Annotated in this window: 24 protein-coding genes; 6 read left to right on the top strand and 18 right to left on the bottom strand. The window is 63.2% G+C overall.

Annotated elements, in window-relative coordinates:
• Positions 1-24: 24 nt before the first annotated feature.
• The 7 genes from QZ564_RS07975 to QZ564_RS08005 form a co-directional block, all read right to left on the bottom strand.
• Positions 25-2,040 carry a beta-N-acetylhexosaminidase gene (locus QZ564_RS07975; RefSeq protein WP_297107454.1) on the bottom strand — a complete coding sequence of 672 codons (2,016 nt, stop codon included), beginning with the start codon at positions 2,038-2,040 and terminating at the stop codon, positions 25-27.
• A gap of 131 nt (positions 2,041-2,171) precedes the next feature.
• A complete protein-coding gene (locus QZ564_RS07980; protein ID WP_297107458.1) occupies positions 2,172-3,038 on the bottom strand; it encodes a MurR/RpiR family transcriptional regulator in 867 nt (288 codons plus the stop codon).
• Between the two features lie 29 nt (positions 3,039-3,067).
• A complete protein-coding gene (ugpC, locus tag QZ564_RS07985; protein WP_297107461.1) occupies positions 3,068-4,144 on the bottom strand; it encodes a sn-glycerol-3-phosphate ABC transporter ATP-binding protein UgpC in 1,077 nt (358 codons plus the stop codon).
• Between the two features lie 231 nt (positions 4,145-4,375).
• Positions 4,376-5,575 (bottom strand): extracellular solute-binding protein, encoded by a 1,200-nt coding sequence (locus QZ564_RS07990; RefSeq protein WP_297107630.1) that lies wholly within the window; start codon positions 5,573-5,575, stop codon positions 4,376-4,378.
• Between the two features lie 151 nt (positions 5,576-5,726).
• Positions 5,727-6,569, bottom strand: coding sequence for a carbohydrate ABC transporter permease (locus tag QZ564_RS07995; RefSeq protein WP_297107635.1), 843 nt, complete (start codon positions 6,567-6,569; stop codon positions 5,727-5,729).
• Positions 6,570-6,670: 101 nt separating this feature from the next.
• Positions 6,671-7,558: a sugar ABC transporter permease gene (locus QZ564_RS08000; protein WP_297107464.1), complete on the bottom strand. Its 888-nt coding sequence runs from the start codon at positions 7,556-7,558 to the stop codon at positions 6,671-6,673.
• 12 nt (positions 7,559-7,570) lie between these two features.
• A complete protein-coding gene (locus QZ564_RS08005; RefSeq protein WP_297107467.1) occupies positions 7,571-8,725 on the bottom strand; it encodes a Gfo/Idh/MocA family oxidoreductase in 1,155 nt (384 codons plus the stop codon).
• A gap of 363 nt (positions 8,726-9,088) precedes the next feature.
• Here QZ564_RS08005 and QZ564_RS08010 point away from each other — a divergent pair, with 363 nt between their 5' ends.
• From QZ564_RS08010 to QZ564_RS08025, 4 genes are all read left to right on the top strand, one after another.
• Positions 9,089-9,577: a hypothetical protein gene (locus QZ564_RS08010; protein WP_297107471.1), complete on the top strand. Its 489-nt coding sequence runs from the start codon at positions 9,089-9,091 to the stop codon at positions 9,575-9,577.
• Between the two features lie 169 nt (positions 9,578-9,746).
• On the top strand, positions 9,747-10,934 hold the full coding sequence (locus tag QZ564_RS08015) for an MFS transporter (RefSeq protein WP_297107474.1): 1,188 nt from the start codon (positions 9,747-9,749) through the stop codon (positions 10,932-10,934).
• On the top strand, positions 10,934-12,367 hold the full coding sequence (locus QZ564_RS08020) for a M81 family metallopeptidase (RefSeq protein ID WP_297107477.1): 1,434 nt from the start codon (positions 10,934-10,936) through the stop codon (positions 12,365-12,367). The genes QZ564_RS08015 and QZ564_RS08020 overlap by 1 nt, the downstream gene beginning before the upstream one ends.
• Before the next feature lie 231 nt (positions 12,368-12,598).
• Positions 12,599-13,366 carry a DeoR/GlpR family DNA-binding transcription regulator gene (locus QZ564_RS08025; RefSeq protein WP_297107480.1) on the top strand — a complete coding sequence of 256 codons (768 nt, stop codon included), beginning with the start codon at positions 12,599-12,601 and terminating at the stop codon, positions 13,364-13,366.
• 77 nt (positions 13,367-13,443) lie between these two features.
• Here the strand turns inward: QZ564_RS08025 and QZ564_RS08030 are convergent, their stop codons facing one another.
• From QZ564_RS08030 to QZ564_RS08050, 5 genes are all read right to left on the bottom strand, one after another.
• Complete coding sequence (locus tag QZ564_RS08030) at positions 13,444-14,718, bottom strand: L-fuconate dehydratase (RefSeq protein ID WP_297107483.1); 1,275 nt, start codon at positions 14,716-14,718, stop codon at positions 13,444-13,446.
• A 163-nt stretch (positions 14,719-14,881) separates the two neighbouring features.
• Positions 14,882-15,613 carry an SDR family oxidoreductase gene (locus QZ564_RS08035; protein WP_297107486.1) on the bottom strand — a complete coding sequence of 244 codons (732 nt, stop codon included), beginning with the start codon at positions 15,611-15,613 and terminating at the stop codon, positions 14,882-14,884.
• A gap of 60 nt (positions 15,614-15,673) precedes the next feature.
• The gene (locus tag QZ564_RS08040) at positions 15,674-16,618 is read right to left on the bottom strand and encodes an ABC transporter substrate-binding protein (protein WP_297107489.1); all 945 of its coding nucleotides are present in this window, start codon (positions 16,616-16,618) and stop codon (positions 15,674-15,676) included.
• Positions 16,619-16,703: 85 nt separating this feature from the next.
• Positions 16,704-17,699 (bottom strand): ABC transporter permease, encoded by a 996-nt coding sequence (locus tag QZ564_RS08045; RefSeq protein ID WP_297107493.1) that lies wholly within the window; start codon positions 17,697-17,699, stop codon positions 16,704-16,706.
• 75 nt (positions 17,700-17,774) lie between these two features.
• A complete protein-coding gene (locus tag QZ564_RS08050) occupies positions 17,775-19,340 on the bottom strand; it encodes a sugar ABC transporter ATP-binding protein (protein WP_297107497.1) in 1,566 nt (521 codons plus the stop codon).
• Between the two features lie 143 nt (positions 19,341-19,483).
• Between QZ564_RS08050 and QZ564_RS08055 the strand changes: the two genes are divergently transcribed.
• Complete coding sequence (locus QZ564_RS08055; protein WP_297107499.1) at positions 19,484-20,176, top strand: FadR/GntR family transcriptional regulator; 693 nt, start codon at positions 19,484-19,486, stop codon at positions 20,174-20,176.
• A gap of 9 nt (positions 20,177-20,185) precedes the next feature.
• On the opposite strand, the gene QZ564_RS08060 is transcribed toward QZ564_RS08055, so the two are convergent.
• From QZ564_RS08060 to QZ564_RS08080, 5 genes are all read right to left on the bottom strand, one after another.
• A complete protein-coding gene (locus QZ564_RS08060) occupies positions 20,186-20,902 on the bottom strand; it encodes a copper homeostasis protein CutC (protein ID WP_297107502.1) in 717 nt (238 codons plus the stop codon).
• Complete coding sequence (locus tag QZ564_RS08065; RefSeq protein ID WP_297107638.1) at positions 20,899-21,813, bottom strand: ROK family protein; 915 nt, start codon at positions 21,811-21,813, stop codon at positions 20,899-20,901. The genes QZ564_RS08060 and QZ564_RS08065 overlap by 4 nt, the downstream gene beginning before the upstream one ends.
• Before the next feature lie 97 nt (positions 21,814-21,910).
• On the bottom strand, positions 21,911-23,113 hold the full coding sequence (gene pcaF / locus QZ564_RS08070) for a 3-oxoadipyl-CoA thiolase (protein WP_297107505.1): 1,203 nt from the start codon (positions 23,111-23,113) through the stop codon (positions 21,911-21,913).
• A gap of 1 nt (position 23,114) precedes the next feature.
• Positions 23,115-23,786, bottom strand: coding sequence for a 3-oxoacid CoA-transferase subunit B (locus QZ564_RS08075; RefSeq protein WP_297107510.1), 672 nt, complete (start codon positions 23,784-23,786; stop codon positions 23,115-23,117).
• Positions 23,783-24,505, bottom strand: coding sequence for a 3-oxoacid CoA-transferase subunit A (locus QZ564_RS08080; protein ID WP_297107513.1), 723 nt, complete (start codon positions 24,503-24,505; stop codon positions 23,783-23,785). Before QZ564_RS08080 ends, QZ564_RS08075 begins: the two co-directional genes overlap by 4 nt.
• 126 nt (positions 24,506-24,631) lie before the next feature.
• Between QZ564_RS08080 and QZ564_RS08085 the strand changes: the two genes are divergently transcribed.
• On the top strand, positions 24,632-25,387 hold the full coding sequence (locus tag QZ564_RS08085) for an IclR family transcriptional regulator (RefSeq protein ID WP_297107516.1): 756 nt from the start codon (positions 24,632-24,634) through the stop codon (positions 25,385-25,387).
• Between the two features lie 52 nt (positions 25,388-25,439).
• Here the strand turns inward: QZ564_RS08085 and QZ564_RS08090 are convergent, their stop codons facing one another.
• A complete protein-coding gene (locus QZ564_RS08090) occupies positions 25,440-26,468 on the bottom strand; it encodes a 3-carboxy-cis,cis-muconate cycloisomerase (RefSeq protein ID WP_297107519.1) in 1,029 nt (342 codons plus the stop codon).
• Positions 26,469-26,606: the final 138 nt, after the last annotated feature.

Genomic DNA, 26,606 nt, shown 5'->3' on the forward strand with positions numbered 1-26,606 from the left:
GGGAGGACGGTGCGGCGTAGGCCGTTACACGGCCTGCTCGAAGTTCCCATACATGATGGGCATCAGGCCAACCATGGACTTGAAACGGTCCCAGGACTTGCGCTCGGGCAGGGTCCAGCCGGCTTCGGCGATGGCGGAGAGGCGGGGGAAGACCAGGCGGTCGAAGATGGCGCGGTCGGTCATCGATTCCGACCAGATGCAGCTCTGGATGCCCTTCAAATGCTTGAGCCCCTGTTCGGAAAAACCGGCGCGGGCTTCGAATTCGTAAGTTTCCTGGGGACCGGACCAGCCGGCCCAGCCAGCGCCGGGTTCGGCCCAGCTCACGCCATTGGCCATGTCGAGATAATAGCGCTGGCCGGGCGAGACGACGATGTCGAAGCCACGTTCGGCCAAGGCCGCGTTGATCTCCACATTGCGCCAGCCGATGACATAGGACTTGGTCTTGTCGACGGCATCGCCATGGGCCGCCTCCTCCCAGCCGCCGGTAATGGCGCCCTTGGACGCAATATACTTGTGCACACGCTTGATGAACTCGGCTTGGAGTATCGCGGTGGGCGAGCCCTCAATCTCGTCGGCGCCGTGGTGATTGCCGAGCTGGTTGAACTGGGCCTCGTGCTTCTTCCGCATGGCGGGACCCGCCAACTTTTCGAGCATGTCGAGGGCCAGCGGCGAGCCGGACCAGGCGGCCAGCGGCACTTCGTCGGCACCGAGATGGAAAATGCCCGCGGGGAAGAGTTCCAGGGTCTCGTCGATGACCGTCTCGATGAACTTGTAGACCGGCTCGTGCGCAGGGTTGAGGCTGTTATTGGGGAAGCCCTGGACCGACTGGTATTCGCCCTTTTCATCGGGGTCGCGCAATTCGGGCAGCGCCTGCAGCGCGGCATAGAAATGGCCCGGCATGTCGATTTCGGGGATGACGGCAATGCCGAGATCATCGGCCAGGGCGACGATCTCGCGCACGGTCTGCTTGCTGTAGTAGCCGCCGGTCGGCTGCGGACCGGAGCCGAGCAGCGGCGGCAGGGCCTTGCCGTGACCGCGCCATGCCGCGATTTCGGTCAATGCGGGATAGGCCTCGATTTCCAGGCGCCAGGCTTCGTCCTCGGTCAGGTGCCAGTGGAACTTGTTCATCTTGTTCCAGGCCATGATGCGGATGAGGCGGCTGACCTCGGCGGCGGTATAGAACTGGCGCGCGACGTCGAGATGGCTGCCGCGGAAACCAAAGCCGGGTTCGTCCTTGATCGTGCCGGAGGTGGGGAAGAGGAAGGTTGAAGGGTATTGCTTCGCCCCGCGCAGCATGTGCCCCAGGGTCACCAAGCCATAGAACATGCCCTGACGCGTGGTAGCGGAAACCGTGGCGCTGTCGTCGGCAAAGGCGATTTCGTAGGCTTCGTCGCCGAGGCCCGCTTTCTCGACCACATGGACCGGCATGCCGGCTTCGGCGGCGGGACGCACGATGGCTTCCACCGGGAAGAGCTCGGCGGTGAGATCGGCGAAGGCCTTGGCGGCGCGAGTGGCAAGATCGCCCTCGGGCTTGAGGTCAAGACCGGGCGGAGCGATGCGGCTGCCGGCGGCGTCGACATGCCTGGGCCAGGGAATGATCGAATAGGGTGCGGGGGCCTTTGCCGGGACCGGGAATTTCATCGTGCCCTTGAGGAGGGGTGAATTGTGGCCCTTGCCCTGTGTCGGGGCCGTCGGCACGGCGATGATCTCGCCACCTTCGAGCACCACATAGGCGGAATTGGCGCCGTCGCTCCAGTGCCGGAGGCCATAGGAAAGGCCCCGTGCGGTCGCCGTCCAGGTCTCGCCGGGCTGCAGCACGAAGCCATCGAGTGGGGCGATGAGGGTGTGATTGGAGAGACGCTTCAGGAGCTTGCCGTTTTCAAGCGTGGCATGGGGATCGATGCGGGCGGGACCAGAAAAGCCGAGCTGAAAATTGGTGACAGGTGTGTCACCTGTGTTGGTCAACTCGAGGCCATAGCCAAGCGGCTCGCTATCGGTCGCAGGAGACCATGTGGTGGCGAGGGAAAATGATTTGGTCATTGGAAAATTCCTACAAAAATCGAAACAGTCTGCGACGCTGCCGGGGCATCGCACGGCACCCTCCCCCTAGCGGGGAGGGTTGGGGAGGTGTGTCATCCAGTGCGCCGGAGCATCCGCGAAAGCACGAGGCATCAATCCCCCAGCGGCTGGGCGTCGTCGCCATCGCGGTTGACGACGAGCTGGTGCTTGATGCGGCGCATGCTGGCGACGGCGGAGGGGCCGAGGCGGGTGGCAACGGTCTGGGCCAAGACGTCGACGGTGGCGAGAAAGGCATAGCGGCCCGGCGTGGGACGCAGGATATCGGTGTTCTCATGCCAGTTGACCGGCAGCAGGATATCGGCCTGGGCGGACACAATGGAACCGGAACGGGTGGCCACGACGCGCGTGAGACCATATTCACCGGCGACAGTGAGGGTCTTGGCCAATTGGGCATTGTTGCCCGACAGCGAGAAGCCGATGATGACGGTACCGGCCGGCGCGGCGGCCACACGCATCAGCTGGAGCTGATGGTCGTCGGTGGAAGCAACCCTGAGCCCGAGGCGGAACAGGCGGGTTTCGATCTCGCCGGCCATCATCGAGGAGGCGCCGCCCGAGCCGAAGGCCAGGACATAGTTCGACTTGACGATGCTTTCCGCGGCCCGCTCGACGGCATTGAAATCGAGCTGTTCGAAGGTTTCGTAGATGATGGACTGGATGCCATTGACCACGCCCTGGGCGATTTCGGGCACGCTGGTCGGTCCGGCCTTGGGCGCGAAATAGCGCTGGCCGACAAAGCGGGACTGGGCCAGCCGCACCTTGAAATCGGCATAGCTGTCACAGCCCAGGCGCCGGCAGAAGCGGGTGACCGTGGGCGGCGAGACTTCTGCCTCTGCGGCCAGATCGACAATGCTCATCTTGAGCACGCTATCGACATCGGCCAACACGATCTCGGTCAGGGCCCGCTCGGAGCGCGTGAAGGCGTCTTTCTCGGTCTGCAACAGCCCCACTATGTCCAGCATCGCGCGTCCCCTCGATCTGCCCGACTGGTTCAGTAAACCGCCAGCCCCCTGGAGTCGAACAGATGTGCCTGGTCGATGTCGAAACCCACCTTCATGGGCTTGCCGTCTTCCAGATCGGGATTGCCTTCGAACAGCCCGATGAAGTTCTCCCCACCCGGCAGGATGGCGTAGCCAATGGTGTGAATGCCCAGATGCTCGACGATATTGGGGGTGATCTCGATGACGAACTGTCCACCATCAAGGGAGAGATGTTCGGGGCGGATGCCCAGTGTCACATCCTGCCCTGCAACATCGCGGCTGGTACGCGGCAAGCTGATCGTTCCCAGCTTGCCCAGGTCGACCGTAACATTGCTGCCATCGGCTGCGCGGACCTTGCCATTGATGAAGTTCATCTTGGGCGAGCCGATGAAACCGGCGACAAAGAGATTGTCGGGCTTGTGGTAGAGTTCGAGCGGCGAGCCGATCTGGGCGATCTCGCCGGCATTGAGCACGACGATCTTGTCGGCCATGGTCATGGCCTCGATCTGGTCGTGCGTTACATAGATCATGGTGGAGCCCAGGCGCTTGTGCAGCTCCATCAGCTCAATACGCATCTCCGAGCGCAGGGCGGCGTCCAGATTGGAAAGCGGCTCGTCGAAAAGGAAAATCTTGGGCTGTCGCACAATGGCGCGGCCAATGGCGACGCGCTGGCGCTGGCCGCCGGAAAGCTGGCCCGGGCGGTGCTGCAAACGGCTTTCGAGCTGGAGCACCCTGGCGGCCGCCTGGACGCGGCTATCGACCTCGGCCTGGGGCAGTTTTTCGACGCGCAGCGGAAAGGCGATGTTCTCATAGACCGTCATATGCGGATAGAGCGCATAGGACTGGAACACCATGGCGATGCCGCGCTGCACCGGCGGCAGCTCGTTGACGATATTGCCGCCGATCTCGATCTCACCGGCGCTGACGTCTTCGAGACCCGCAATCATGCGCAAAAGGGTGGACTTGCCGCAGCCCGAGGGGCCGACGAAGACCACGAATTCGCCTTCACTGACATCCAGATCGATGCCCTTGATGATGCGGGCTTCGTTGAAGGACTTTTCGAGGCGCTTGAGGCTCAGTTGCGACATGGTTCGCGTCTCCGGGCACGGGGAATCTTTGGATTGAGCGCCGCCGCCAAAGGCGGCGGCGCCAGGTCAGTCGCGCCATTCGAGCACAGCTCTCATGGCCTTCTCGCCTCAGATCGATCCACCGGATCGATCTGCCCCAAGGGACGGCTTTGCCATTCGAGCACAGCTCTCATGGCCTTCTCGCCTCAGATCGATCCACCGGATCGATCTGCCCCAAGGGACGGCTCGAAGTTACTTGTACTGCTCGAGTTCGCTAGCGGCCTTTTCGAGGGCAGCCTGGGGCTCGGCAGCGCCGGTGACAACCGACTGAACCATCTCGATCATGACGTTCTGCAGACCGATATAGTCGGTGAACAGCGGCTCGGGACCACCGAACTCGATGCCGTCCAGGAACGGCTTCCAGTAGGGAGCTTCCTCGACCAGTTCAGAGGTCTGCGGTTCGAGCGGACGCAGCGGGGTCAGGCCCTGGGCCATTTCGGCGGCCCACTGGCGTTCCGGTGCGGTGATGAACTTGGCGAGGCTAATGGCCTGCTCCTCAACACCGGTGCCCTTGAAGACAGCCAGCGAGTCGGTGATCAGCAGGGTGCCGGGACCCTTGGCATCCGGACCGAGCGGCAGCGGAGCGACGCCCCAGTTCATGCCGGCTTCCTCGGCGCGCAGGGCTGCACCGACCGAGGCTTCGATCATGGCAACGCCACCGTCGAGCCAGATGGCACGCACTTCGTTCTGCTCGTAAGCGGTCGGGCCTTCTTCCGAATAGGGGATGATGTCATCCAGAGCGGTCAGGGCAGCCAGCACCTGCGGCGAGTTGAGCGTGATATTGCCGTCGGCGTCGATCACCAGGCCGTCATTGGTGTAAACCCAATGGAGGAACTGGTGCATGGTGTTGTCGAAGGTCTTGGCGACAGCGCCATAGCCGGCAGCGTCGGTGTTCTCGGTGACCTGCTTGGCGAAAGCGATCTTTTCTTCCCAGGTCTTGGGCGGGGTGTCCGGATCAAGACCGGCTTCCTCGAACAGGTCCTTGTTCCAGAACAGGGCTTTGGTCGAGAAAGCGACCGGCACGCCCCACTGGGTGCCGTCGAACGTCACGGTCTCGGGAACGAAATTGTAGTAGGACGCCTTTTCCTCATCGGTCATGGGAACGGGAACGATCAGATCGTTCATGGCGAACTGCTTGAGCGTGCGCGAGCCGACATAGGCCAGGGCAACCGGCGTGCCGGCAGCGGCGAGCGTGGTCACCTTGTCCTGGCACTGGCCCCAGCCCACCACTTCGGGCACGACCTTGTAGCCCGGGTTCTCGGCTTCCCACTCGGCGAAGTAGTCAGCATAGCCGGCGGTCAGCGAGTCACCACAGTTGATAAAGGTAATTTCCTTGTCCTGGGCATAGGCTGCCGGCGCGGCGCCGGCCAGGGCCAGCATCGACACGGTCATCAAACCGATTGTCTTTTTCACTTGGTAGTCTCCCTTGATTGCGGGCCCCTCGGCCCTTTGTGGAACCGCTTGGTGTCTGCGTGAGACGCCTGGCGAGTTCCAAACTCCTTGTTGATTGCGCGGCCGCCCGCGTGAGAAGGCGGCCGTGCTCCTATTGCTTCACGGCACCGGCGGTCAGACCGGCGACGAGGTAGCGCTGCAGGAACACGATGACGATCATGACCGGCAGGATTCCGACGAAAGAGGCCGCCATCAGCTCGTTCCAGACCACTTCCTGCTTGCCGAAGAAGGCGAAGAGGCCGATCGGCAGCGGCATGAACTCGGTCTTGGAGTTGAAGGTCAGCGCGAAGATGAACTGCTGGGCGTAGGCGCCAATGAACGTCATGATGGCGACCACGACGATGCCCGGCATGGCCAGCGGCAGGATGACCCGGCGCAGGGTATAGAGACGCGAGGCCCCGTCGACCCAGGCGGCCTCATCCAGCTCGCGGGGAATGCGCATCATATAGGTGCGCAGCAGCCAGACCGAGGAGGGAATGAGGAAGGCCGCGCCCGGCACGATCATGGCCCAATAGGTATTGAGCAGGCCCATGGTGCGCATCAACCGGAACAGCGGGATCAGGAGCACGGCGCCCGAGAACATGTTGACCGCGAGGAACCCGGCCAGCATCAGGCCGGCGCCGGCGAAGTTGAACCGGGCGAAGGCATAGGCTGCCGGCACGACCACGGCGACCACGATCAGCGTCACCACGGTGGAGATGAAGAAGGAATTGAAGATGTGCATGCCCAGCATGGGGACCGAGGTCCACATGTTGATATAGGCATCGAATGAGCCGTTCTCGGGAATGAAGCTGTAGGGCGTCGAAAAGAGCTGCGCGAGCGGCTTCAATGAGACCAGGAAGCCTTCGATGAAGGGGGCCAGCACGAAGAACAGGAAGACGAAGAGGCCGGCATAGAGGGCCGCGACTTCGTACCACTTGTAGCGGTCGATCATCGGGCGGGAGGCAGACCAGAGGCCGCGGCGGGCTTTGGCCTGGGGCTTGACGCTGGCCTTGCTGTCGGCCGCGGCGACTTCGGTGGAACGGGCGACGTCGCTCATTTGGCTTCTCCCTGCTGCAGCTTGCGGACGGCGCGGAAGTAGACGATGCAGAACATGGTCACGAAGATGGAGATGACCACCGCGCGCGCGGCACCCTCGCCGTATTTCCGGGAGCCCATGGCCGTCTTGTAGGTGTCGATGATCATGGTGGTGGTCGAGCCGGACGGACCGCCCTGGGTAAGGATCCAGATGATGTCGAAGGAATTGAAGGTGGCGATGAGCGAAAGCAGGCTCATGGTGATGATGGCCGGCACCATCAACGGCAGGGTGATGCGGCGGAAGCGATAGAAGCGGCCGGCACCATCGGTCCAGGCGGCCTCGTGCAGGTCCCGCGGGATCGACTGCATGGCAGCCAGGAAGTAGATCGTGACCATGGGCACCCCGATCCACACATCGGTGACGATCGTGGCCCAGAAGGCGGTCTCGCCATAGGCCAGCCAGGCGACCGGCCCACTGATGATGCCAAAGTTCTGCAACAGGCCCGAGATCATCCCGAACTGGCCATTATACATCCAGCCCCACATGAAGATGCCGATGGCCATGGGCACGATCCAGGGCGGCATGGTGAGAATGCGGAACAGGGCCTGGCCGGGAATGGCGGCATTGAGCAGCACGGCGCCGCACATGCCGATGACCATCTTCAGAGAAACCGAAAAGAACGTCCAGATGAAGGTGCGGATGATGACTTCAGTGAAGTTACCCGCGCCAAAGATGCGCTCGTAATTGGCCCAGCCGACAAAATCATAGCCGGGACGCAGGGAGGCGTTGGTAAAGGAGAGAATGATGGTATCGACCAGCGGGTAGGCCACGATGGTCAGGATATAGATCAGTGCCGGAGCCAGCAGGGCGAGGGCGAAGAGGGTGGCGCTTCTGGTGCTGGTCATCGGCGTTTCTCCTCAGTGCCCACGGCCCAGGGCGGCATCGAAACGCTGCCAGATGGGGGTCATGTCGATGACCGACTTGGTGCGCATGGCCTCATCCATGGAAAGGGCCAGAAGACCCGCCTCCAGGGCATCGGTGACCGAGACGGGCAGCGGCGCCCCATCCATGACATGCTTCAAAATATCCTCGGCCATCTGCTCGTCGGCCCCGTAGTGCTGGCTGAGTTCGGAGACCTGATAGGTCTTGTCCTCAAGCCGGTCCGAGGTGCGGGCGTCGGTGACCTTGAAGTAGTTGCGGATAAAGTCGCCCTCGGCCATGCCGCGAGTGCCGATGACAGCAAAGCGACGGAAGTCGTCGGGAACGTTCATATTAGTGTGGAAGGTCAGCGCAGCGCCATTGTCGTACTGGACCAGTGCCGACTGGAAATCGATGATGTCGCCATCGCTGTCAAAGACCTTGTCCGACCCCATCCAGCCGGACGGCTTGCGGTGATAGACGTTGAGATCGTTGGCGCCACTGTCTTGCGGCGCATTTTCGGGCGTGAAGCTCTTGCGCCCACCAAAGCTGGCAACAAAGCGCGGGCGGCAACCCATGACGCCATTGTAAAGATCGAGGTCATGGCAGCACTTTTCGAGCATGAAGCTGCCCGAATATTGCTGGTAGCGGCGCCAATCGCGCATGAAGAAGGCACCGTGATACGGCGGAATGGTCTCGGACGCCTCGATGGAGGTGACGTCGCCCAGCTTGCCTTCGGCCTGCGCTTTCCTGAGATCGACATAAAGCGGCGCATAGCGCAGCACGAGACCGACCATGACATTGTCCGAGCCGTATTTGCCGACCAGCCCGGCCAGGGCCATGGTGTCCTCGACCGAGGTCACCACCGGCTTTTCGGCAAAGATCTTCATGCCGCGCTCAAGGCCGATGCGGATATGTTCGAGATGGAGGTGGTTTGGCGAGCCGACCATGAGCAGATCGAGATTGGCGCTATCGATCATCTGCTCGAGGCTGTCATAGGCCTGGCCGACCGAAACGCCATGCTCGGTTGCATAGGGAAGGCCCGCCGGAGCCGGGTCCACATAGCCGACGATCTCGAAATCGTCCCGCGCGGCGGAAAAGACCCGCGCCAGATAACCCAGACGATAGCCGAGGCCAATAATGCCTACCCGCATCCCTTGACGTTCCCTTGTTGCAGTCCCCCGACCTCTTGTGGATCGGCGTCGTTCGTGTAAACGATTTTCAAGACTAGTCGTGTTCCTTACACAATGTCAACACAGATTCGACGCCAATACAATACCAATTTAAGCCACCCCTGCAGATTGCTCAAACCGCTGGCAGTTTGCCGTATTTCTAAGCGTTTTTGGGGTCTTTCTGAGCGGCTAGGGTGTGGACAAACCGCCAAAATGGGCGCAGCATGTCGCAATTGGTATCCATGTGGCCTCTTTCATGAGGTGACCCCCACATGACGCAAGTGAAAATTTAAAACAGAAATCGTCGCACGCAGACAGGCGTGTCATTTCACGGCAGAGACGCAGATGAGCCTTTCGACAAATCCGTTCCCCAACGATCCGGACCGTTCCGCGATCTGGACCATGCTGGTGCCGCGCGACATCGCGGCCTATGTGCAGGCCGACTGGTCGATGGTGGAAGATGACTTCGTTGCCAGTGATTTCATGGGCATCAATGGCAATCGCAGCGACAATCCCGATGGCTGGACCATCAGCTTCCCCACGCTTGCCGACTATCGCGACGAGTGGCTGCGCCAGGCGCATGAGGGACAGAAGACCCAATATGCCGAGGACGTGGAGACCGGCATTCACCGGGCCACCAGCCTGACCGAGATCGAGATCAGTGGCGACCGGGCCATTGCCCACAAGAAATTCGACGGGGAGATTCGAAAGGCCGATGGCGGCGTGGATCGCCTCAACTGGCAGACGCTCTATCTCTGCCGCAAGGTCGACGGGCAGTGGAAGCTGACCGGGTTTGTTGGCTACCTGCCCTATCCGATGCCAAAGCAGGGCTGAGGTCAGCAAGTGCACCGGCTTGGCTCCCTCCTGCCTTGTGGAGAGGGATTGAGGATGGGGGTCGGTAAGCAGAGTGCCCGTGAAGCGCCCCACCCCTGCCCTCACCATCAAGGGCAGTTAGTTGCATCGCGCTGCCGGGTGGGCCGGTGGCCATCACTTTGAGCTTTTCATGTCTTTCCTTACCCCCCAGCGCCTCGTCATGCTGGTCTTCTTTCTCCAGCCAATCGCCTTTGGGTCGTGGTTGCCGCGCATTCCCGAAGTGCAGGCCAGCATGGGGCTTGGGCCGGCGTCGCTCGCCCTGGCGCTGCTCGGCATGCCGGTCGGAACGCTGATCACCCTGCCCTTTGCCGGGCCGCTGGTGGGCCGGATCGGGGCGCGCACGGCCATTCTCACCGGCTTCATCTTCTATTCCATCGCCGCGGGCCTGCCGGTGCTGGCGCCCGACCCGATCCTGCTTTTTATCGCCCTGATGCTGGCGGGCTCGTCCATCTCTTTTGTGGAACTGGGCCTTAATGTTCAGGCGGACCTGGTGGAGAAATCCACCGGCACGATGATCATGAACACCTCGCATGGCTTCTGGTCGCTCGGCATCATGGCCGGGAGCCTGATCGGTTCGGGCTTCGCCGGGGCAGGTGTCGCGCCAGCGGTGGCCGTGCCCTTGCTGGCGGCCATCGCGCTACCGGTCGCCCTGGTGAGCGCCATTGCGCTCCCCGTGCTCCATGATGCGCCGTCGCAAGGCGAGGCGCCGCGCTCGGCCTGGTCGTTGCCCAGCCCGGCGCTGATCGGGGTCTGTCTCTTCGTCTTCGGCATCACCATGACCGAGGGCGCCATGGCCGACTGGTCGGCCATTTTCCTGCGCGACGCGCTTGATGCCGAAGGTGGGCTGGTGGGCCTGGGCTATTCGGTCTTTGCCCTGATGGTGGCGGCCGGGCGCTTCGGCGGCGACACGCTGAAGCGCCGCTTCGGCAGCGTCAATACGGCGCGGCTCTGCGGCACGCTGGCGGTGGCCGGGGCGGTGCTGCTGTTCGTGGCCCCGAGCGTCGAACTGGCGCTGATCGGGTTCGGCATTATCGGCGTTGGTGTGTCGGTCGGATTTCCCCTGGCCGTCACCGCGGCAGCCGGCATTGGCGACCGCGCCGCTTCGGCCAATGTGGCCGTGCTCTCCTTTGTAGCGCTGACCGGCTTCCTGATTGGGCCACCGCTGATCGGCTTTGTAGCCGAGCATAGCGATATTCGGCTTGGGGTGGCCTGCGTCATTCCCATGCTCGTGGTCAGCCTGTTCCTCACCGGAAGGCTCACACCGCGCCGCACCCAGCCTGCCCAAAACCTTGAATCTGAAGTTCCTGGAGTCCTCTAGTGAAGATCGCCGTTGCCGGACTGCATACCGAGTGCAGCACCTATAACCCCGTCCTCGCCCGCGAAGCTGATTTCCGTGTGTTGCGAGGACCGGCCATGATCAGGGACCAGTATTTCGACTTCCTGACGCACTTCCCGGCCGAGTTCGTGACGATCCTGCATGCCCGGGCCATTGCCGGCGGACCGGTGGAGCGGGCGCTCTATGACCGCTGGAAGCAAGAAATTCTAGACGGGTTGAAGGCCGCCATGCCACTCGACGGGGTTTATCTCGCCATGCACGGGGCCATGTTTGTCGAGGGCATGTTCGATGCCGAGGGCGATTTTATCGCTGCGGTGCGCGAGGTGGTCGGGCCGGACGTGCTGATCTCAGCCAGCTATGACCTTCATGGCAATATTTCCCAGCGCATCATTGATGGACTGGACATGTTCTCGACCTATCGCACGGCGCCGCATATCGATGTGCAGGACACGATGCGCCGCGCGGTGACGATGCTGGTGCGGGCGCTAAAGACCGGCGTGCGGCCGCTACTGGCCTGGGCGCCGGTGCCGGTGCTGCTGCCGGGCGAGCGCACCTCGACGCAGGATGAACCCGCGCGGACGTTCTACGCGCAGATTCACGAGGTCGAAGAGCCGACCGGCATCTGGGACGCCTCGTTCCAGGTGGGCTATGTCTGGGCCGATGAGCCGCGCGCCACGGCCTGCGCGGTAGTGACCGGGACTGACCGGGCGGCCATGGAAAAGGCGGCGACCCATCTGGCGCAGGATTATTGGGACATCCGCGAAGGCTTTGTCTTCGGCATGGAGACGGGTTCGATTACCGAATGCGTCGACCGCGCCATTGCGAGCACATCCCATCCGGTGGTGCTGGCCGAGTCCGGCGACAACCCGACGGGCGGCGGTGTGGGCGACCGAGCCGAAGTGCTGGCTGAACTCATCGCCAAGGGCGCGACCGGCGTGATCTTTGCCGGCATTGCCGACAAGGCCGCGACGGACAAGGCCTATGCGGCGGGCGTCGGCGCCAGAGTGCCACTACATATCGGGGCGAGCCTTGATCCATCGAGCACGCCGGTGGATGCGGAAGCCGAAGTGGTGTTTCTGCTCGAGACCGGAGAGCCGCGCCTGCGAGAAGCCGTAGTGCGCATCGGCGGCATTGATCTCGTGCTCACTGCCCGGCGCAGGCCCTTCCACAATATCGTGGATTTTACCCGCCTCAGCCTCGACCCGCATGGGGCGAAAATCATTGCGGTGAAATCGGGCTATCTCTCCCCCGAGCTGGGGCCCATCGCCAATCCGGGGATCATGGCGCTGTCGCCGGGCGTGGTGGACCAGTTCGTGGAGCGGACGGAACGCAAGTATACGCCGCGGCCGAGCTATCCGTTTGACAAGGATTTTAAGTTTGTACCGGCGGTGAAGTGGTCGAAGCGGGCTCTGTAACCCCCACCCTTGATCCTTCTCTCCTCAAACCTCTCCGCTGGAGAGGTTTGCCCTTCGGGTCGGGTCGAAGCCCACAAGGGGGAGGGAGACGATGAACACCGGCAGATCAGTCCTGCGCCTCCCTCCCCTTGATGGGGAGGGAATGAGGGTGAGGTGACTTCTCTGCCACCCGAGCGCCTTCCCTCTTCACCCCCTTTCGTTTAATCAAAAAACGAAAGGGAGCGCGCCGAAATGACCCCATCAATGCGGCAGGCGAAGATCGTCGAGCTGGCGCGCCAGCAGGGCGAGGTCAGCGTCGAAGAACTGGTTGCTGCCTTCGACGTTACACCCCAGACCATCCGCAAGGATCTCAATGTGCTCTGCGACCGGGGGGCGCTGAAGCGCACCCATGGCGGGGCGATGCACCCGTCGGGCGTGGAGAATGTGGAATATGAGGCCAGACGGCAGATTGCGCCGGCGGAAAAGCGGGCCATTGGCAAGGCCGCGGCGGCGCTGATCCCCGATCACGCCTCGCTCTTCATCAATATCGGCACCACCACCGAGGCGGTGAGCCAGGCGCTTGTCGACCATCGCGGACTGATGGTGATTACCAACAATATCAATGTGGCCAATCATCTGCGCGTCGTGCCAACGGCCGAGGTCGTCATTGCGGGGGGCGTGGTGCGGCCCAGCGATGGCGGCATTGTCGGCGAGGCGGCGGTGGATTTCATCCGCCAGTTCAAGGTGGATTTCGCCGTCATCGGCGTGTCCGCCATCGATCCGGACGGCGCGCTGCTGGATTTCGATTATCGTGAAGTGAAAGTGGCGCAGGCGATCATCGCCAATGCGCGCCATGTCATCCTGGTGGCCGACCAGACCAAGTTCACCCGTACCGCGCCGGTACGGATCGGGCATCTGAGCCAGGCGCACAGCTTCATTACCGATGTCTGTCCGCTCGAGTCCATCCGCAAGGTCTGCGCGGAAGGCGGCATCAGGCTGCTCGAGACGGGCGCGGCTTAGGTTTGACGTGTAGTGAAGGCCCCCTCACCCGGCGCTCCGCGCCGACCACTCCCCCAGGGGGAGAGGTGAAGGCCTGATCAGCCGCGGAACGTATTCTCCGTGATGGAAGCCGGCTTCATCTCGATGGAAAAGCCCGGGCGTTCGGGCGGCACATAGGCGGCCCCCTTGATGACGCAGGGATCGAGAAAATGCTCGTGCAGGTGGTCAACGAACTCGATCACGCGGCCCTCCTTGGTGCCGGAGACGGCGAGATAATCGATCATCGACAGATGCTGGACATATTCGCACAAGCCCACGCCGCCGGCATGTGGCCAGACCGGCTTACCGTATTTGGCGGCCATCAGCAGCACGGAAAGCACTTCATTGAGGCCACCGATGCGGCAGGCATCGATCTGCACCACATCGATGGCATTGCGGGTGATGAACTGCTTGAACAGGATACGGTTCTGGCACATTTCGCCGGTGGCGACCCTGACCGGAGCAATGGCCTCGCGAATCTTACGGTGACCTTCGACATCGTCGGGGCTGGTCGGTTCTTCGATGAAATAGGGGTTGAAGCGCTTGAGCTGGTTGACCCAGCTGATCGCCTGATCGACCTCCCAGACCTGGTTGGCATCGATCATCAGGAAACGGTCCGGGCCCATGATGGAGCGAACAATTTCGAGACGGCGAACATCGTCTTCGAAGTCACGGCCGACCTTCATCTTGATATGGGTGAAGCCCTCGTTCACTGCCTCGGTGGCGAGGCGCGTCAACTTCTCGTTGGAATAGCCCAGCCAGCCCGCCGAGGTGGTGTAGCAGGGGTAGCCCTCGTCCCGGAGGCGCGCGATGCGCTCGGCCTTGCCCGGCTCGGCGGCACGGAAAATCTCCAGCGCCTCGGCGGGGGTGATGGCATCAGTCAGATAGCGGAAATCGATGATGGAAACGAGCTGTTCGGGGCTCATTTCGCTGACATAGAGCCAGACCGGCTTATTCGCGCGCTTGGCCAGAAGATCCCAGACGGCATTGACGACGGCACCGGTCGCCAGATGCATGGCGCCCTTGTCGGGCCCGATCCAGCGCAGCTGGCTATCGCCGGTGACATGGCGCCAGAAGCGGCCGGGATCGGCCTCGATCCAGTCGAGGTCGAGGCCCACGACGCGGTCGGTCAGGGCCTTGATGGCGGCCACAACCACTTCATTGCCGCGCCCGATGGTGAAGGTGAGGCCATGGCCTTCGAGATCGCCATCGGTGCCCAGCACGACATAGGCGGCCGAATAGTCCGGATCCGGATTCATGGCATCGGAGCCATCGAGCGAAGCCGAGGTGGGGAAGCGCAGGTCGTGAGTGGTGAGGGATATGATTTTTGTCATTTGCTCTAATCCGGAAGGCCCCCTCACCCGGCCCCTCGGGCCGACCTCTCCCCCAAGGGAGAGGTGGGGCATGGCGCCCTGTCTCGAAATATCGGCTCCTAGGTCCCCTCTCCCCCGGGGGAGAGGGTCAGGGTGAGGGGGCCTTTCTCACCGCTTCAAGTTCTCAAGCCGTCCAGCCGCCATCGATGATGTGGACCTGGCCGGTGGTATAGGTGGCGCCGGCCAGATAGACGGCCAGGTCCGCCACTTCTTCGGGGCGGGCGATGCGACCGATGGGCTGGCGGGCGATGAACGCTTTTCTCGCGGCCTCGAAATCGCCGGTGGCATGCCAGCGCTCATGCAGGCTGGGGCTATCCACGGTTCCCGGGCAGATGGCGTTCACGCGGATATTGGATGTGGTGTAGTCGGCGGCGATGGATTTGGTGAGACCCACTACGGCTGCCTTGGAAATGGTATAGGCGGCGCGGTTGGGAACGCCTTTGATGGAGGACGCCACGGTGGCCATATTGATGATGGCGCCGTCCTTGCGCTCCAGCATTTGTGGCAAGACCGCCCGGATGGTGCGGATCTGCGCCCTGACGTTGAGGTCGAGCGCGAAATCGAGCTCGGCGTCGGTCATTTCCAGCACCGTGCCCGAATGTACCACACCGGCGCAGTTGAAGAGCACATCAATATGACCGATCTCGGCCACGGCCTCGTTGACCGCCGCATCGGACAGCACGTCGAGCACGCGGGTGGTCACATTGGGTATCACATCGAGCTCAGCCAGGAGCTGGGCGTTGATGTCGGTCGCAACCACTTTCGCCCCGGCGCTGGCAAAAGCTTCGGCCGAAGCCCTGCCAATACCCTGGGCGGCGGCGGTGATGAGGACGATTTTTCCGGAAAGGTCGGCCATAGCTGTCCTGATGAATTCGGCCGGGCGGCCGTTGGGAGAGCCGCCCGACCCAGGGGGAAATCAATCGTAGAGAACGGCCGCGATCTGAGGATCGCTCATGTTATCGGCATTGTAGTAGTAAAAGCCGGTATCGATGATCTCAGGCAGTTCTTCACCCTTGAGCGCCGAGACGGCGGCCTGAACGGTCTGGTAGCCGATGCCGACCGGGTTCTGGGTGATGGCGCCGGCGATGACGCCGCTCTCGATGAAGGCCTTCTGGGCCGCACCGGAGTCGTAGCCGATCACCACGATGTCGCTGCCCAGTTCCTGCTTGCCGTTGGCAACGCCCAGGACCGAGCCTTCATTGGCACCGAAAATGCCCTTGAGGTCGGGATTGGCGAGCAGGATCGACTTGGTGATTTCGGTCGACTGCAGCTGATCGCCGCCGCCATATTGCACCGAGACGATCTCGATATTGGGATAGGCTTCCTTGATGCGGTTGGAGAAGCCTTCAACGCGGTCGATGCCGGTGCGGCTGGTCTGGTCGTGGGCCACGATGGCAACCTTGCCTTCGCCGCCGATCAGCTCGGCCATCACGTCGGCGGCCAGCGCTGCGGCGGCGACGTTGTCGGTGGTGGCGGTGGTGAGCGGAATGTCGCTATCCACGCCCGAGTCGAAGGCGATGACGGGGATACCGGCGTCCTGGGCCTGCTGCAGCAACGGGGTCGCGGCCTGGCTGTCGAGCGCGGCGAAGCCGATGGCGTCCGGTTGGCGCGACAGGGCGGCGGCCAGCATGTCCATCTGACGATCGACCTGGCTTTCGGTCTCCGGACCTTCGAAGGTCACGGTGACGCCGAGGTCGGCGGCGGCCTGGTCGGCCCCGGCCTTCACGGCCTGCCAGAACTGGTGCTGGAAGCCTTTCGAGATCAGGGCGATGTCATAATTGTCCTGAGCCATCACAGGGGTGCTGGCGGCCAGCATGGCCACGGCGCTGATGGCGCCGAGCAGGGTACGGCGGTTGAGCATGGTAATCCTCCCAAATGCTGCTGTCGAAGTTGGGGGCATTTGTTTTGCCTCTTGTTGGCGCGGATGCGCAGTCGTCAACCGGCGCCTAAAGATTGCGGCGCCGCAGTATGTCGGCATAGACGGCCAGGATGATGATGGTGCCGGTCACCACCGTCTGCCATTCCTGAGCCACCGATAGAATGCGCAGGCCATTGGCCAGCACAGAGATGATAAGCGCGCCGATCAACGTGCCGAGCACGGTGCCGCGGCCGCCCGAGAGCGAGGTGCCGCCGATGACCACGGCCGCAATGGCTTCGAGTTCATAGCCCTGCCCGAGAGCGGGCTGGGCGGAATTGAGGCGGCTGGCGATCAACACACCGCCGACACCGACAATGGCACCGGAGAGTGCGTAGACGCCGATCTTCCAGCGATCGACATTGACGCCGGAGAGCCGCACGGCCTCTTCGTTGGAGCCCAGTGCGAAGGTGTAGCGCCCCAGTGCGGTCTTCCCCAGAACGAAGGAAGCCAGCAGGGCGACTGCGAACAGGATCATCACGCCATTGGGCACCGGCACCGCCGGGATGATCTGGCCGACGACCGAGCCCAAGGCGATCTGGTTGAAGCCAGGCGTGTCGTTGAAATAGATCGGGCGCGTGCCGGAGATGACCAGCGACAGGCCCTTGAGGATCAGCATCATGCCCAGGGTGGCAATGAAGGGTGGCACTTTGAGCTTGGCCACGACCGTGCCGGAGATGAGCCCGCTGGCCGTACCGGCGAGAATGGCGCCGATGATGCCCAGTGGCATGGGCAGGCCCCAATAGGTCAGGATCACCCCGGCGATAACCGCACAGAAGGTCATGAGCGTTCCGACGCTGAGATCGATGCCGCCGGTGATGATCACCAGTGTCACGGCGATGGCCAGGACGCCATTGACCGCCGTCGCCTGCAGGATCGCCAGGATGTTCTGGGTCTGCATGAAATTGGGCGAGGCCAGGGAGAACACCAGCACCAGAGCGATCAGGCCGGAGAAGGCCAGGAGCCGATGGAACGCGCCTGTAAAGCGTATGCCGGATTTCTGAGCGGGGGCTGTGGTATCGGTCATTTCGGTATCCCCATTGAAGTCGTTATTTCGGCGCCTGCATCCCCTCTCCCTATGGGGGAGAGGCAAAGAGTGGTGTCACCCCGCACGGCGCACCTCCTCGTCCGGCATCATGGCCGCCTCACGCATGGTGGCCAGGTGCATGATCTCCTCCTGGCTCGAGCCGCCCGGCAAGATGCCGGTGAGCCGCCCCTCGCACATCACCGCGATGCGGTGGGACAGGCGCAGGATTTCGGGCAGTTCGGAGGAGATGACGATGATGGCCTTACCCTGGGCGGCGAGATTGTTGAGCAGCTTGTAGATTTCGGACTTGGCGCCGACATCGATGCCGCGCGTCGGCTCGTCAAAGATCAGGATGTCGCAATCGCGCAGGAGCCATTTGGCGATGACGACCTTCTGCTGGTTGCCGCCGGACAAGAGGCGCGCTTCCTGGGAATCGCTGGGGGTCTTGATGGCGAGCTGGCGAATATAGTCCTTGGCCGCTGCTTCCATGCCGGCCTCGTTGAGTACGCCGGTGGGACCGGTGAAGCGTTCCAGACTGGCCAAAGCGATATTGTTGCGGACGTCGAGACCGGTGGCGAGCCCAAAGAGCTTGCGGTCTTCAGAGAGATAACCGATCCCCTTGGCCACAGCATCGCGCGGCGTGGTGATGCCAACCCGCTGGCCATGCACCCAGATCTCGCCACTCTCCTTGCGGTCCGCCCCGAAAATGGCGCGCGCCACCTCTGTGCGCCCGGCGCCCATCAACCCGGCGAAGCCGAGGATTTCGCCCTGGCGCACCGAGAAGCTGACATCGCGAATTTCGCGCCCGCGGTTGAGGCCGCGCACTTCCAGCGCCACCGGCTGATCGGCGACATTGGGAATGACCAGCGCTTCGTTGGTCAGGGTACGACCGACCATCATGGAAATGATGGTTTCGATAGGCGTTTCGGCGGCCGGGACGGTACCGACATATTCCCCGTCTCGCATGACGGTCACACGGTCGGAAATGCGTTTGATCTCATCCATCTTGTGAGAGATGTAGACAATGCCGACGCCTTCCGCCTTCAAGCGGTTGATAATGGCGAAGAGCTCGGCGATTTCCGCATCGTTGAGCGCCGCAGTCGGCTCGTCCATGATCAGAACGCGCGAGCGGTAGGACAGGGCCTTGGCGATCTCCACCATCTGCTGCTTTGCGATGGTCAGGTTCTCCACCAGCACTGTTGGCTCAAGCTTGAGGTTCATGGATTTGAAAATGGCCGCTGCGTCGCGATTGAGCTGGCCTTCGTCGAGAATGCCGAACCGGCGCGGCTCGCGTCCGATGAAGATGTTCTGCGCGGCGGTCAGGTCGCGCATGAGGGCCAGTTCCTGGTGAATGATGGAGATGCCAGCATCCTGCGCCTGGCGCGGCGAGGAGATTTCGACCGGCTCTCCATTGAGCTTTACGACGCCAGCATCGCGGGCATAAACGCCGGAAAGCACTTTCATGAGCGTGGACTTGCCAGCACCATTCTCGCCCATCAGGGCATGGACTTCGCCCGGGACAAGCTCGAACCGGGCCTGCGATAGCGCCCGCACACCGGGAAAGTTCTTGTCGATGCCGGTCATTTCGACCAGTGGCGTGGTCGAATGCGAAGCCAACTCGGCCTGCGAACCCTCCCCCATCGTCTGTTCCTCCGCGGTGTCGCCGGTGTTGGTCCGGTCTATCTACCTGACATGAGCTAATGGCAAGTCAGTCAGGCTGTCAAGTGGTCAGACCAGTGGACATCCGCGTTGAGTGCAGCTATGAGTGTGCCCGAGGGGATCAGATGAAACTGCAGGCCGTTTCCAACCGCAAACTCTATATCCAGATCGCCGACCAGATCCGTGACCAGATCATGGGCGGGGCGGTCGAGGCCGGGCGGCAATTGCCATCCGAGCGCGACCTGGCCCTGAGCCTTGGCGTCTCCCGCCCTACGGTGCGCGAGGCGCTAATAGCGCTCGAAGTCGCCGGGCTTGTCGAGGTGCGCGTGGGCGTGGGCGCCTTTGTGCGCAAGCGCGGCGATGCGCGCATGGCTCTGCCCGAGTTGAGCGCTTCGCCCCTGGAAGTGACCGCCGTGCGGCGGTTGCTGGAGCCGGAAGCGGCGGCCCTTGCCAGCCAGAACATCTCCCCCGAAGGCATGACACGGCTGGCCGAGACGCTGCGCCAGATGCGGTCCGAATCGGCCAGTGGCCTCTGGTCTTTCGACGCCGATCGCAACCTGCACATGACCCTGGCCGACGCCTGCGGCAATTCGGTGCTGCGCGAAATGCTCGATGGCCTATGGAAAGCGCGCGGCGACGAGGTCGATACGCGCTTTCACCAGCACCTGCTGGAAGTGGGCGAGGTGCGCGAGCATATCCTGGGCGACCATGAAGCCATCGTCGCAGCCGTGGTCAGCGGCAATGCAGACGCCGCGCGGAGCGCCATGGCCAAGCATCTGCAATTTGTCGCCGATGCAATGCTTGAGGCCTGGGAATAGAAGATGCGATCAGCCTGAAATCGCCGCCTTGAGCGCGGCCACGCGGTCGCGGCTGGTCTTGCGACGTGTGGGACTGACGAAGCCGAGACGCTGGGCGGGGGCTGAGTCAGCGTCCGCCGGTTCGCCGCAGGCGCCATGCAGCGCCGCCAGGGGCGCGGCCGCGAGAATGGCAGGGGCCGTTTCCGCGGTGACACCCGACCCGGCCATGATGGTGATGCGGCCATCGGCAAATCTATGGGCCAAGGCGAGATCGGAGATTCCCTCCGGCGCGGTGCGGGTCCGCCCGGAGGTCAGGATGGTATCGAAGCCCAGGGCCACAGCCTGTTCCACGGCCTCTGCCATATCGGGGACGAGGTCGAAGGCGCGGTGCAGGGTCTTGGGCATTTCGCCCGCCTCGTCGACCAGCCGCTCCAGCATGGCGATGTCGAGGCGCCCATCGGGCAGACTGGCGCCCAGCACCACGCCTTCTAGGCCGGCCTGGCGGACCGCCTCGATATCGCCCAGCATGGCATCGCAATCTCGTGGGCCGAAGACAAAATCGCCGCCACGGGGCCGGATCAAGGCGCGCACCGGCGCCGGGGATGCGGCGGCCAGAGCCATGAGGCCAGGCATTGGAGTGAGCCCGCCCAGTTCGAGCACGGAACAGAGTTCGACGCGGTCGGCGCCCCCTTCGATGGCCGCAGCCAAGCCATCGGCATCGTCCACACAGATTTCAAGCAAGGTCATTTCGCGCCCTCCGAATAGGCGAGGCTCGCTGCCCCAATCAGGCCCGCATCGACGGTCAGTTGTGCTGGCACGACAAGCGGCCGGTCGATACGCCTGAGGATACGCGCGCGCACCGCCGCGTCCAACCGGGCAACCAGGGCATGGGCATTGCCCAGACCGCCTCCGACCGGAATGATGTCAGGGCCGACGATGTTGACGGTCAATGCTAGAGGTACGCTCACCAGTTCCACATGGAGATCCACTGTCTGCGAGGCAGCGGGATCGCCGGCCTGCCAGGCGGCGATGATGCCGGTGCTGGGCAGATCGACATCATGCAGCAGCCGGTGCAGCCGCTCGATGCCGCGGGCCCCGCCGATCGTATCGACGCAGCCGGCCTGACCGCAGCCACAGGCGAAATGCGGCACTTCGAACGGCGGTACACCGACCTTTGTGGCGACGGCTGTGCCATGGCCCCATTCGCCGGAGAGACCGCCGGCACCACGGAACAGGCGGCCATCGGCGACGATGCCGCCGCCTATGCCGGTGCCCAGAATGGCGCCGAAGACGACGCGATGCCCCTGCCCGGCCCCTGCATGGGCTTCGGCCAGGGTAAAACAGTCGGCATCATTGGCGACGAGGACGGTGCAGCCCAGAAGCGTGGCCAGATCACCGGCCAGATTGCGCCCATCGATGCAGGGAATATTGGCGACGGTGGTGATGCCGGTATCGGGATCGACTACGCCAGTCACGGAGATGGAAATCGGCGTACCCTCAGGTGCTCCGCCCTGCTCCACCAAGCTGGCAATAGTGGCCGTGAACGCTTCGAAATCATCAAGGGGCGTCGGGACCCGCCCGATGGTGGCGAGCGCGTTGGGGGCGGTTGCGGTGGCGGCCTTGATGGTGGTGCCGCCGATATCGAAGCAGGTGATCATGAAGCGTGCCGGGACAAAGCTGGACACGCGCTTGTGGCCCTGCAACCGCGCAAAAGCAATCGGCGCCGGTGATTTCCACCGACGCCGGTTCTGGTCGCTAGACCCGCTCGAGAGCGATGGCGATGCCCTGGCCAACGCCGATGCACATGGTGGCCAGCGCCCGGCCTTTGCCGGTGAGCGCGAGTTCGAGCGCGGCCGTACCGGTGATGCGGGCGCCGCTCATGCCAAGCGGATGGCCCAGGGCAATGGCGCCACCATTGGGGTTCACGCGGGCGTCGTCCTCGGCAATGCCGAGATCGCGCAGAACTGCTATGCCTTGGCTGGCAAAGGCTTCGTTGAGCTCGATGATGTCGAAATCAGCCTGGGTGAGACCGAGGCGCGCAAAGAGCTTCTTGCTCGCCGGGGCCGGACCCATGCCCATAATGCGCGGCGGCACGCCGGCGGTGGCGCCGCCAAGAATACGGGCGATGGGGGTGAGGCCGTGCTTTTTCGCCGCCGCTTCGGAGGCGATGATGAGAGCCGCCGCACCGTCATTGACGCCCGAGGCATTGCCAGCCGTGACGGTGCCGTTGGGGAAGAGGGCGCGCAGCTTGCCCAGGGTTTCCATGGTGGTACCGGCGCGCGGATGCTCGTCCTTGTCGACGATTGTTGGATCGCCCTTTTTCTGCGGGATGGTGACCGGCACGATTTCCTTAGCGAGGCGACCATTCTGCTGTGCCGCCACTGCCTTGTCCTGGCTGCGCACCGCAAAATGATCCTGCGCCTCGCGGGAGACGCCGAATTCCTGCGCGACGTTCTCGCCGGTCTCAGGCATGGAATCGACGCCGTATTGCGCCTTCATCAGCGGGTTGACGAAGCGCCAGCCAATGGTGGTGTCGTAGATTTCGGCGTTGCGGGAAAAGGCTGTTTCCGCCTTGGGCAGCACAAAGGGGGCTCGGCTCATGCTCTCGGTGCCGCCGGCAATAAGCAGTTCCGCCTCACCCGACTTGATGGCCCGGGCCGCAGTGATCACCGCATCCATGCCCGAGCCGCAGAGCCGGTTCATGGTCGTGCCGGTGACGCCGACGGGGAACCCAGCTAGCAGCGCGCTCATGCGCGCCACGTTGCGGTTCTCCTCGCCCGCGCCATTGGCATTGCCGAAGATGACGTCGTCGACGGCTTCCCAATCGACCGAGGCGTACTCGGCCATCAGGGCCTTCAGAGGAATGGCGCCGAGATCGTCGGGACGGACCGCGGAGAGCGACCCGCCGAAACGGCCGATGGGGGTGCGCTTATAGGCGCAGATATAGGCCTCGGTCATCTCAAAGCTCCGGGGCGACGAGGTCGCCGATCTGGTCGGGCAGCACCATTTCGGCGCCGGTTACAGCCTGCAATTCCGCGACACTCATCGTGGGCAGCTTTTCGCGCAGGACGAAGCGGCCATTCTCGATGTCGAGCACGGCAAGGCTGGTATAGACGCGGGTGACGCAGCCGACGCCGGTCAATGGCAGGGTGCAACGCTTGACCAGCTTGGGCTTGTCGTCCTTGGTCACATGATCGGTGATCACCGCCACGCGCTTGGCGCCATGCACCAGGTCCATGGCACCACCGACGGCAGGAACGCCCTTGGGGCCGGTCGACCAGTTGGCGAGATCGCCATTCTCGGCCACTTCATAAGTGCCCAGGATCGCCACATCGAGGTGTCCGCCGCGCACCATGGCGAAGCTGTCGGCATGGTGGAAGAAGGCCGCGCCGGGACGAAGGGTAATAGCCTTCTTGCCCGCATTGATGAGGTCCCAGTCCTCTTCGCCTGCGGCCGGCGCTTCACCGAAGTTCAGCACGCCGTTCTCGGTGTGGAAGATGGCCTGCTTGCCCGGTGGCTGGAACTTGGCGACCATTTCAGGAAAGCCGATGCCGAGGTTCACATAGGCGCCGTCCTCGATGTCCTGGGCGGCGCGCCAGGCGATCTGGGCGTTTGAGAGCTTGCTGGTCATGCGTAGGCCACTCCTTCGCGCATCAGGGCTTCTTCCTGTTTGGGATCGCTGACCTCAACAATGGCATCGACGAAGATGCCCGGGGTCACGACATGTTCGGGATCGATCTCGCCCGGCTGCACAATCTTTGTGGCCTGCACGATCGTCTTGGCGGCGGCGGACGCCATCAGGGGCGAGAAATTGCGGGCAGCCTTGCGATAGGTGAGGTTGCCCAGCGTGTCGGCCAGTTCGGCCTTGATGATGGCCACGTCGGCCTTGAGCCAGCGCTCCTGCACATAGTGCTTGCCGTCGAACTCGGCCACCGGCTTGCCCTTGGCGACATCGGTGCCGTAGCTGGCCGGCGTGTAGAAGGCCGGAATGCCGGCGCCACCGGCGCGGATGCGTTCGGCCAGGGTGCCCTGCGGCACCAGTTCGAGCCCGATCTCACCGGCGAGATATTTCTCGGTGAAGGCGCGCGGATCAGCAGAGCGCGGAAACGAACAGATCATCTTGGCGACCATGCCCGCATCGATCATGGCGGCGATGCCGATGCGGCCATTGCCGGCATTGTTGTTGACCACGGTGAGGCTTTTCGGGCTGCCGGTGGCCTTGAAACGGTCGATCAGGGCGTGGATGAGCTCGATCGGCGCGCCGGAGCCGCCGAAGCCGCCCACCATCAGCACCATTCCGTCTTCAATCCCTGCCACTGCCGTGGCGAGATCGGGGACTGTCTTGTCCATGGGCGTTCTGGTCCTTCCTCAAATGCCGGATTGTGTTGTCTGAAATACGCCGTCGCGCGAGTTGTGGGCAATGCAGTTTGTGCGATATGCTTCACTTGTTGATATATCGCACAAACTGAGGCGGACATGCTTGAGCGTGACATTATGGGTGGCCTCGCCAAGGGGCTTTCGGTGATCGAGGCCTTCACCGCCGATCGTCCCCGCCAATCGATCTCTGACGTTTCGGCAGCATCCGGCCTTGATCGCGCCACCGCGCGCCGTTGCCTGCTGACGCTCGCCCACCTCGGCTATGCCGATTATGACGGGAAGTATTTCACCCTGACCCCCCGCATCCTGCGTCTTGGTACGGCGTGCCTCGCGACCATGCCCCTGCCGCAAATGGTGCAACCGCTGCTGGATCGTCTTTCTGACGAACTGGGCGAAAGCTCATCGGTTTCCATTCTGGACGAGGCCGAGATCGTCTATGTGGCCCGCGCCGCCCAGCGCAAAGTCATGTCCATTGCCCTGATGCCCGGTTCGCGCCTGCCGGCCTTTTGCACCTCGATGGGGCGAGTGATGCTGGCGGCCCTGTCCGAAGCAGAGGCCCGAAAACTGCTCGAAAGCACGCCACCGGTGGCGCGCACGCCCCATACGATCACCGACATCGAAGCCCTGATGGCGATCCTGGAAACGGTCCGGGCGCAAGGCTATGCGCTAATCGACCAGGAGGTGGAGCTAGGCCTCAGATCGATCGCCGTGCCGGTCGCCAATGCGCGGGGCAAGGTGATTGCCGCCCTCAATATCGGTCTGCCGGTCAACCGGGCGGAAATCGGCGAATTGGTCAGGCTCTATCTCAAGCCCATGCAGAAGGTTCAAGCGGAGCTGCGTTCCATGCTGAGCTAGAACATTCGCGTTTGCGATCCGCAAAACCGTTGCCAGATTTGCTGGAAACGCTCTAGGCGATGCGGAGCTGATCGAGCAGTTTCCGGGTCATTCGCAGGCTGGCGCCGGTCGTGACCAGCATGGGCGGCAGGGTCAGCCATTCGAGCGTCCAGGCGGCGCCGGAGCGCTCATTCTCGTGCACCTGGGCTTGCGCCAGCGTACCCGAAAGGCCGGCATTGTAGCGGGCCAGCGCCACCAGAACCTCGGCATTAACCGGGTTGGACTTGTGCGCCATGGCCGAGGACCCGCCGCCGCCGGCAAGGCCGATTGCGCCGATCTCGTTCTGCGCCAAAAGCGTTACATCCATGCCGAGCTTGCCCAGCGAGCCAGAGATCTGCGCAAGAAGGCTCCCCAACGCCATGATGGGGTCGCGGGTCGCCTGCCAGGGCGTAGCGAGGCCCAGATCGAGGCGTTTGGCCATGCCCGCGGCGATGGTATCGCCCTGGGTGCCAAAGCTGCCGCGATCGCCGACCGGGCCACCGAGCTGGACGACGAGAAGGCTGCGGCGCATGGAAACCAGCGCCTGCAAGTGACGCTTGAGCGGCTCGGACCATGAGGCTAGCTTTGCCCCCCATGTCGTGGGCAGGGCCACCTGCATGCGAGTATGGGCCATGAGCGCCTTGCCGCCATTCTCGGCAGCCAGGAGGTCGAGCTTTTCCAGCAGCGCAGAAAGCCGCGCTTCATAGACGTCGAAGATTTCCGCCAGCTGCAGCATCAGCGCGGTGTCAGTGACGTCCTGGCTGGTGGCGCCCTTGTGCAGGGCAGCACGATGCGGTTCGGGAAACAGTGCCTTGAGCTGCCTGATCAGCGCTGGAACGACGACGCCATCCTGGGCCATGCCGGCTTCTAGGTCCGGCCAGTCGGGCTGGAAACTACGAAGGGCAGACAGAATCGTCGTCGCGGCATCCTCGGAGATGAAGCCCACTTCCGCACTGGCCTCGGCCAAGGCGCGTTCGAATGCCAGCATGGCGGCTAGCTGGGCCTCGTCCGAGAGCAGGGTTTCGATTTCCGGATCGCCGGCGAGGGCGGAAAGGAGGGTCATCGCTCAGTGCTTCGTTTCGTGCTTCGCGTCGACCATCCCCCTTCCCAACCTCCCCTGCAAGGGGGGATATCGGGCCGGTGATTTTGCGCAGATCGAGCGACAGACTGGCTGCGACACCTCCCCCTTGAGGGGGAGGTC

Source organism: uncultured Devosia sp., assembly GCF_913055165.1.
In the GTDB taxonomy this organism is placed as follows: Bacteria; Pseudomonadota; Alphaproteobacteria; order Rhizobiales; family Devosiaceae; genus Devosia.

Coding starts and splice junctions, on each gene's coding strand:
- QZ564_RS07975 (WP_297107454.1), bottom strand. CDS start 2,040: ATGACCAAATCATTTTCCCTCGCCACCACATGGTCTCCTGCGACCGAT.
- QZ564_RS07980 (WP_297107458.1), bottom strand. CDS start 3,038: ATGCTGGACATAGTGGGGCTGTTGCAGACCGAGAAAGACGCCTTCACG.
- ugpC (WP_297107461.1), bottom strand. CDS start 4,144: ATGTCGCAACTGAGCCTCAAGCGCCTCGAAAAGTCCTTCAACGAAGCC.
- QZ564_RS07990 (WP_297107630.1), bottom strand. CDS start 5,575: ATGACCGTGTCGATGCTGGCCCTGGCCGGCGCCGCGCCGGCAGCCTAT.
- QZ564_RS07995 (WP_297107635.1), bottom strand. CDS start 6,569: ATGATCGACCGCTACAAGTGGTACGAAGTCGCGGCCCTCTATGCCGGC.
- QZ564_RS08000 (WP_297107464.1), bottom strand. CDS start 7,558: ATGACCAGCACCAGAAGCGCCACCCTCTTCGCCCTCGCCCTGCTGGCT.
- QZ564_RS08005 (WP_297107467.1), bottom strand. CDS start 8,725: ATGCGGGTAGGCATTATTGGCCTCGGCTATCGTCTGGGTTATCTGGCG.
- QZ564_RS08010 (WP_297107471.1), top strand. CDS start 9,089: ATGAGCCTTTCGACAAATCCGTTCCCCAACGATCCGGACCGTTCCGCG.
- QZ564_RS08015 (WP_297107474.1), top strand. CDS start 9,747: ATGTCTTTCCTTACCCCCCAGCGCCTCGTCATGCTGGTCTTCTTTCTC.
- QZ564_RS08025 (WP_297107480.1), top strand. CDS start 12,599: ATGACCCCATCAATGCGGCAGGCGAAGATCGTCGAGCTGGCGCGCCAG.
- QZ564_RS08030 (WP_297107483.1), bottom strand. CDS start 14,718: ATGACAAAAATCATATCCCTCACCACTCACGACCTGCGCTTCCCCACC.
- QZ564_RS08035 (WP_297107486.1), bottom strand. CDS start 15,613: ATGGCCGACCTTTCCGGAAAAATCGTCCTCATCACCGCCGCCGCCCAG.
- QZ564_RS08040 (WP_297107489.1), bottom strand. CDS start 16,618: ATGCTCAACCGCCGTACCCTGCTCGGCGCCATCAGCGCCGTGGCCATG.
- QZ564_RS08045 (WP_297107493.1), bottom strand. CDS start 17,699: ATGACCGATACCACAGCCCCCGCTCAGAAATCCGGCATACGCTTTACA.
- QZ564_RS08050 (WP_297107497.1), bottom strand. CDS start 19,340: ATGGGGGAGGGTTCGCAGGCCGAGTTGGCTTCGCATTCGACCACGCCA.
- QZ564_RS08055 (WP_297107499.1), top strand. CDS start 19,484: ATGAAACTGCAGGCCGTTTCCAACCGCAAACTCTATATCCAGATCGCC.
- QZ564_RS08060 (WP_297107502.1), bottom strand. CDS start 20,902: ATGACCTTGCTTGAAATCTGTGTGGACGATGCCGATGGCTTGGCTGCG.
- QZ564_RS08065 (WP_297107638.1), bottom strand. CDS start 21,813: ATGATCACCTGCTTCGATATCGGCGGCACCACCATCAAGGCCGCCACC.
- pcaF (WP_297107505.1), bottom strand. CDS start 23,113: ATGACCGAGGCCTATATCTGCGCCTATAAGCGCACCCCCATCGGCCGT.
- QZ564_RS08075 (WP_297107510.1), bottom strand. CDS start 23,786: ATGACCAGCAAGCTCTCAAACGCCCAGATCGCCTGGCGCGCCGCCCAG.
- QZ564_RS08080 (WP_297107513.1), bottom strand. CDS start 24,505: ATGGACAAGACAGTCCCCGATCTCGCCACGGCAGTGGCAGGGATTGAA.
- QZ564_RS08085 (WP_297107516.1), top strand. CDS start 24,632: ATGCTTGAGCGTGACATTATGGGTGGCCTCGCCAAGGGGCTTTCGGTG.
- QZ564_RS08090 (WP_297107519.1), bottom strand. CDS start 26,468: ATGACCCTCCTTTCCGCCCTCGCCGGCGATCCGGAAATCGAAACCCTG.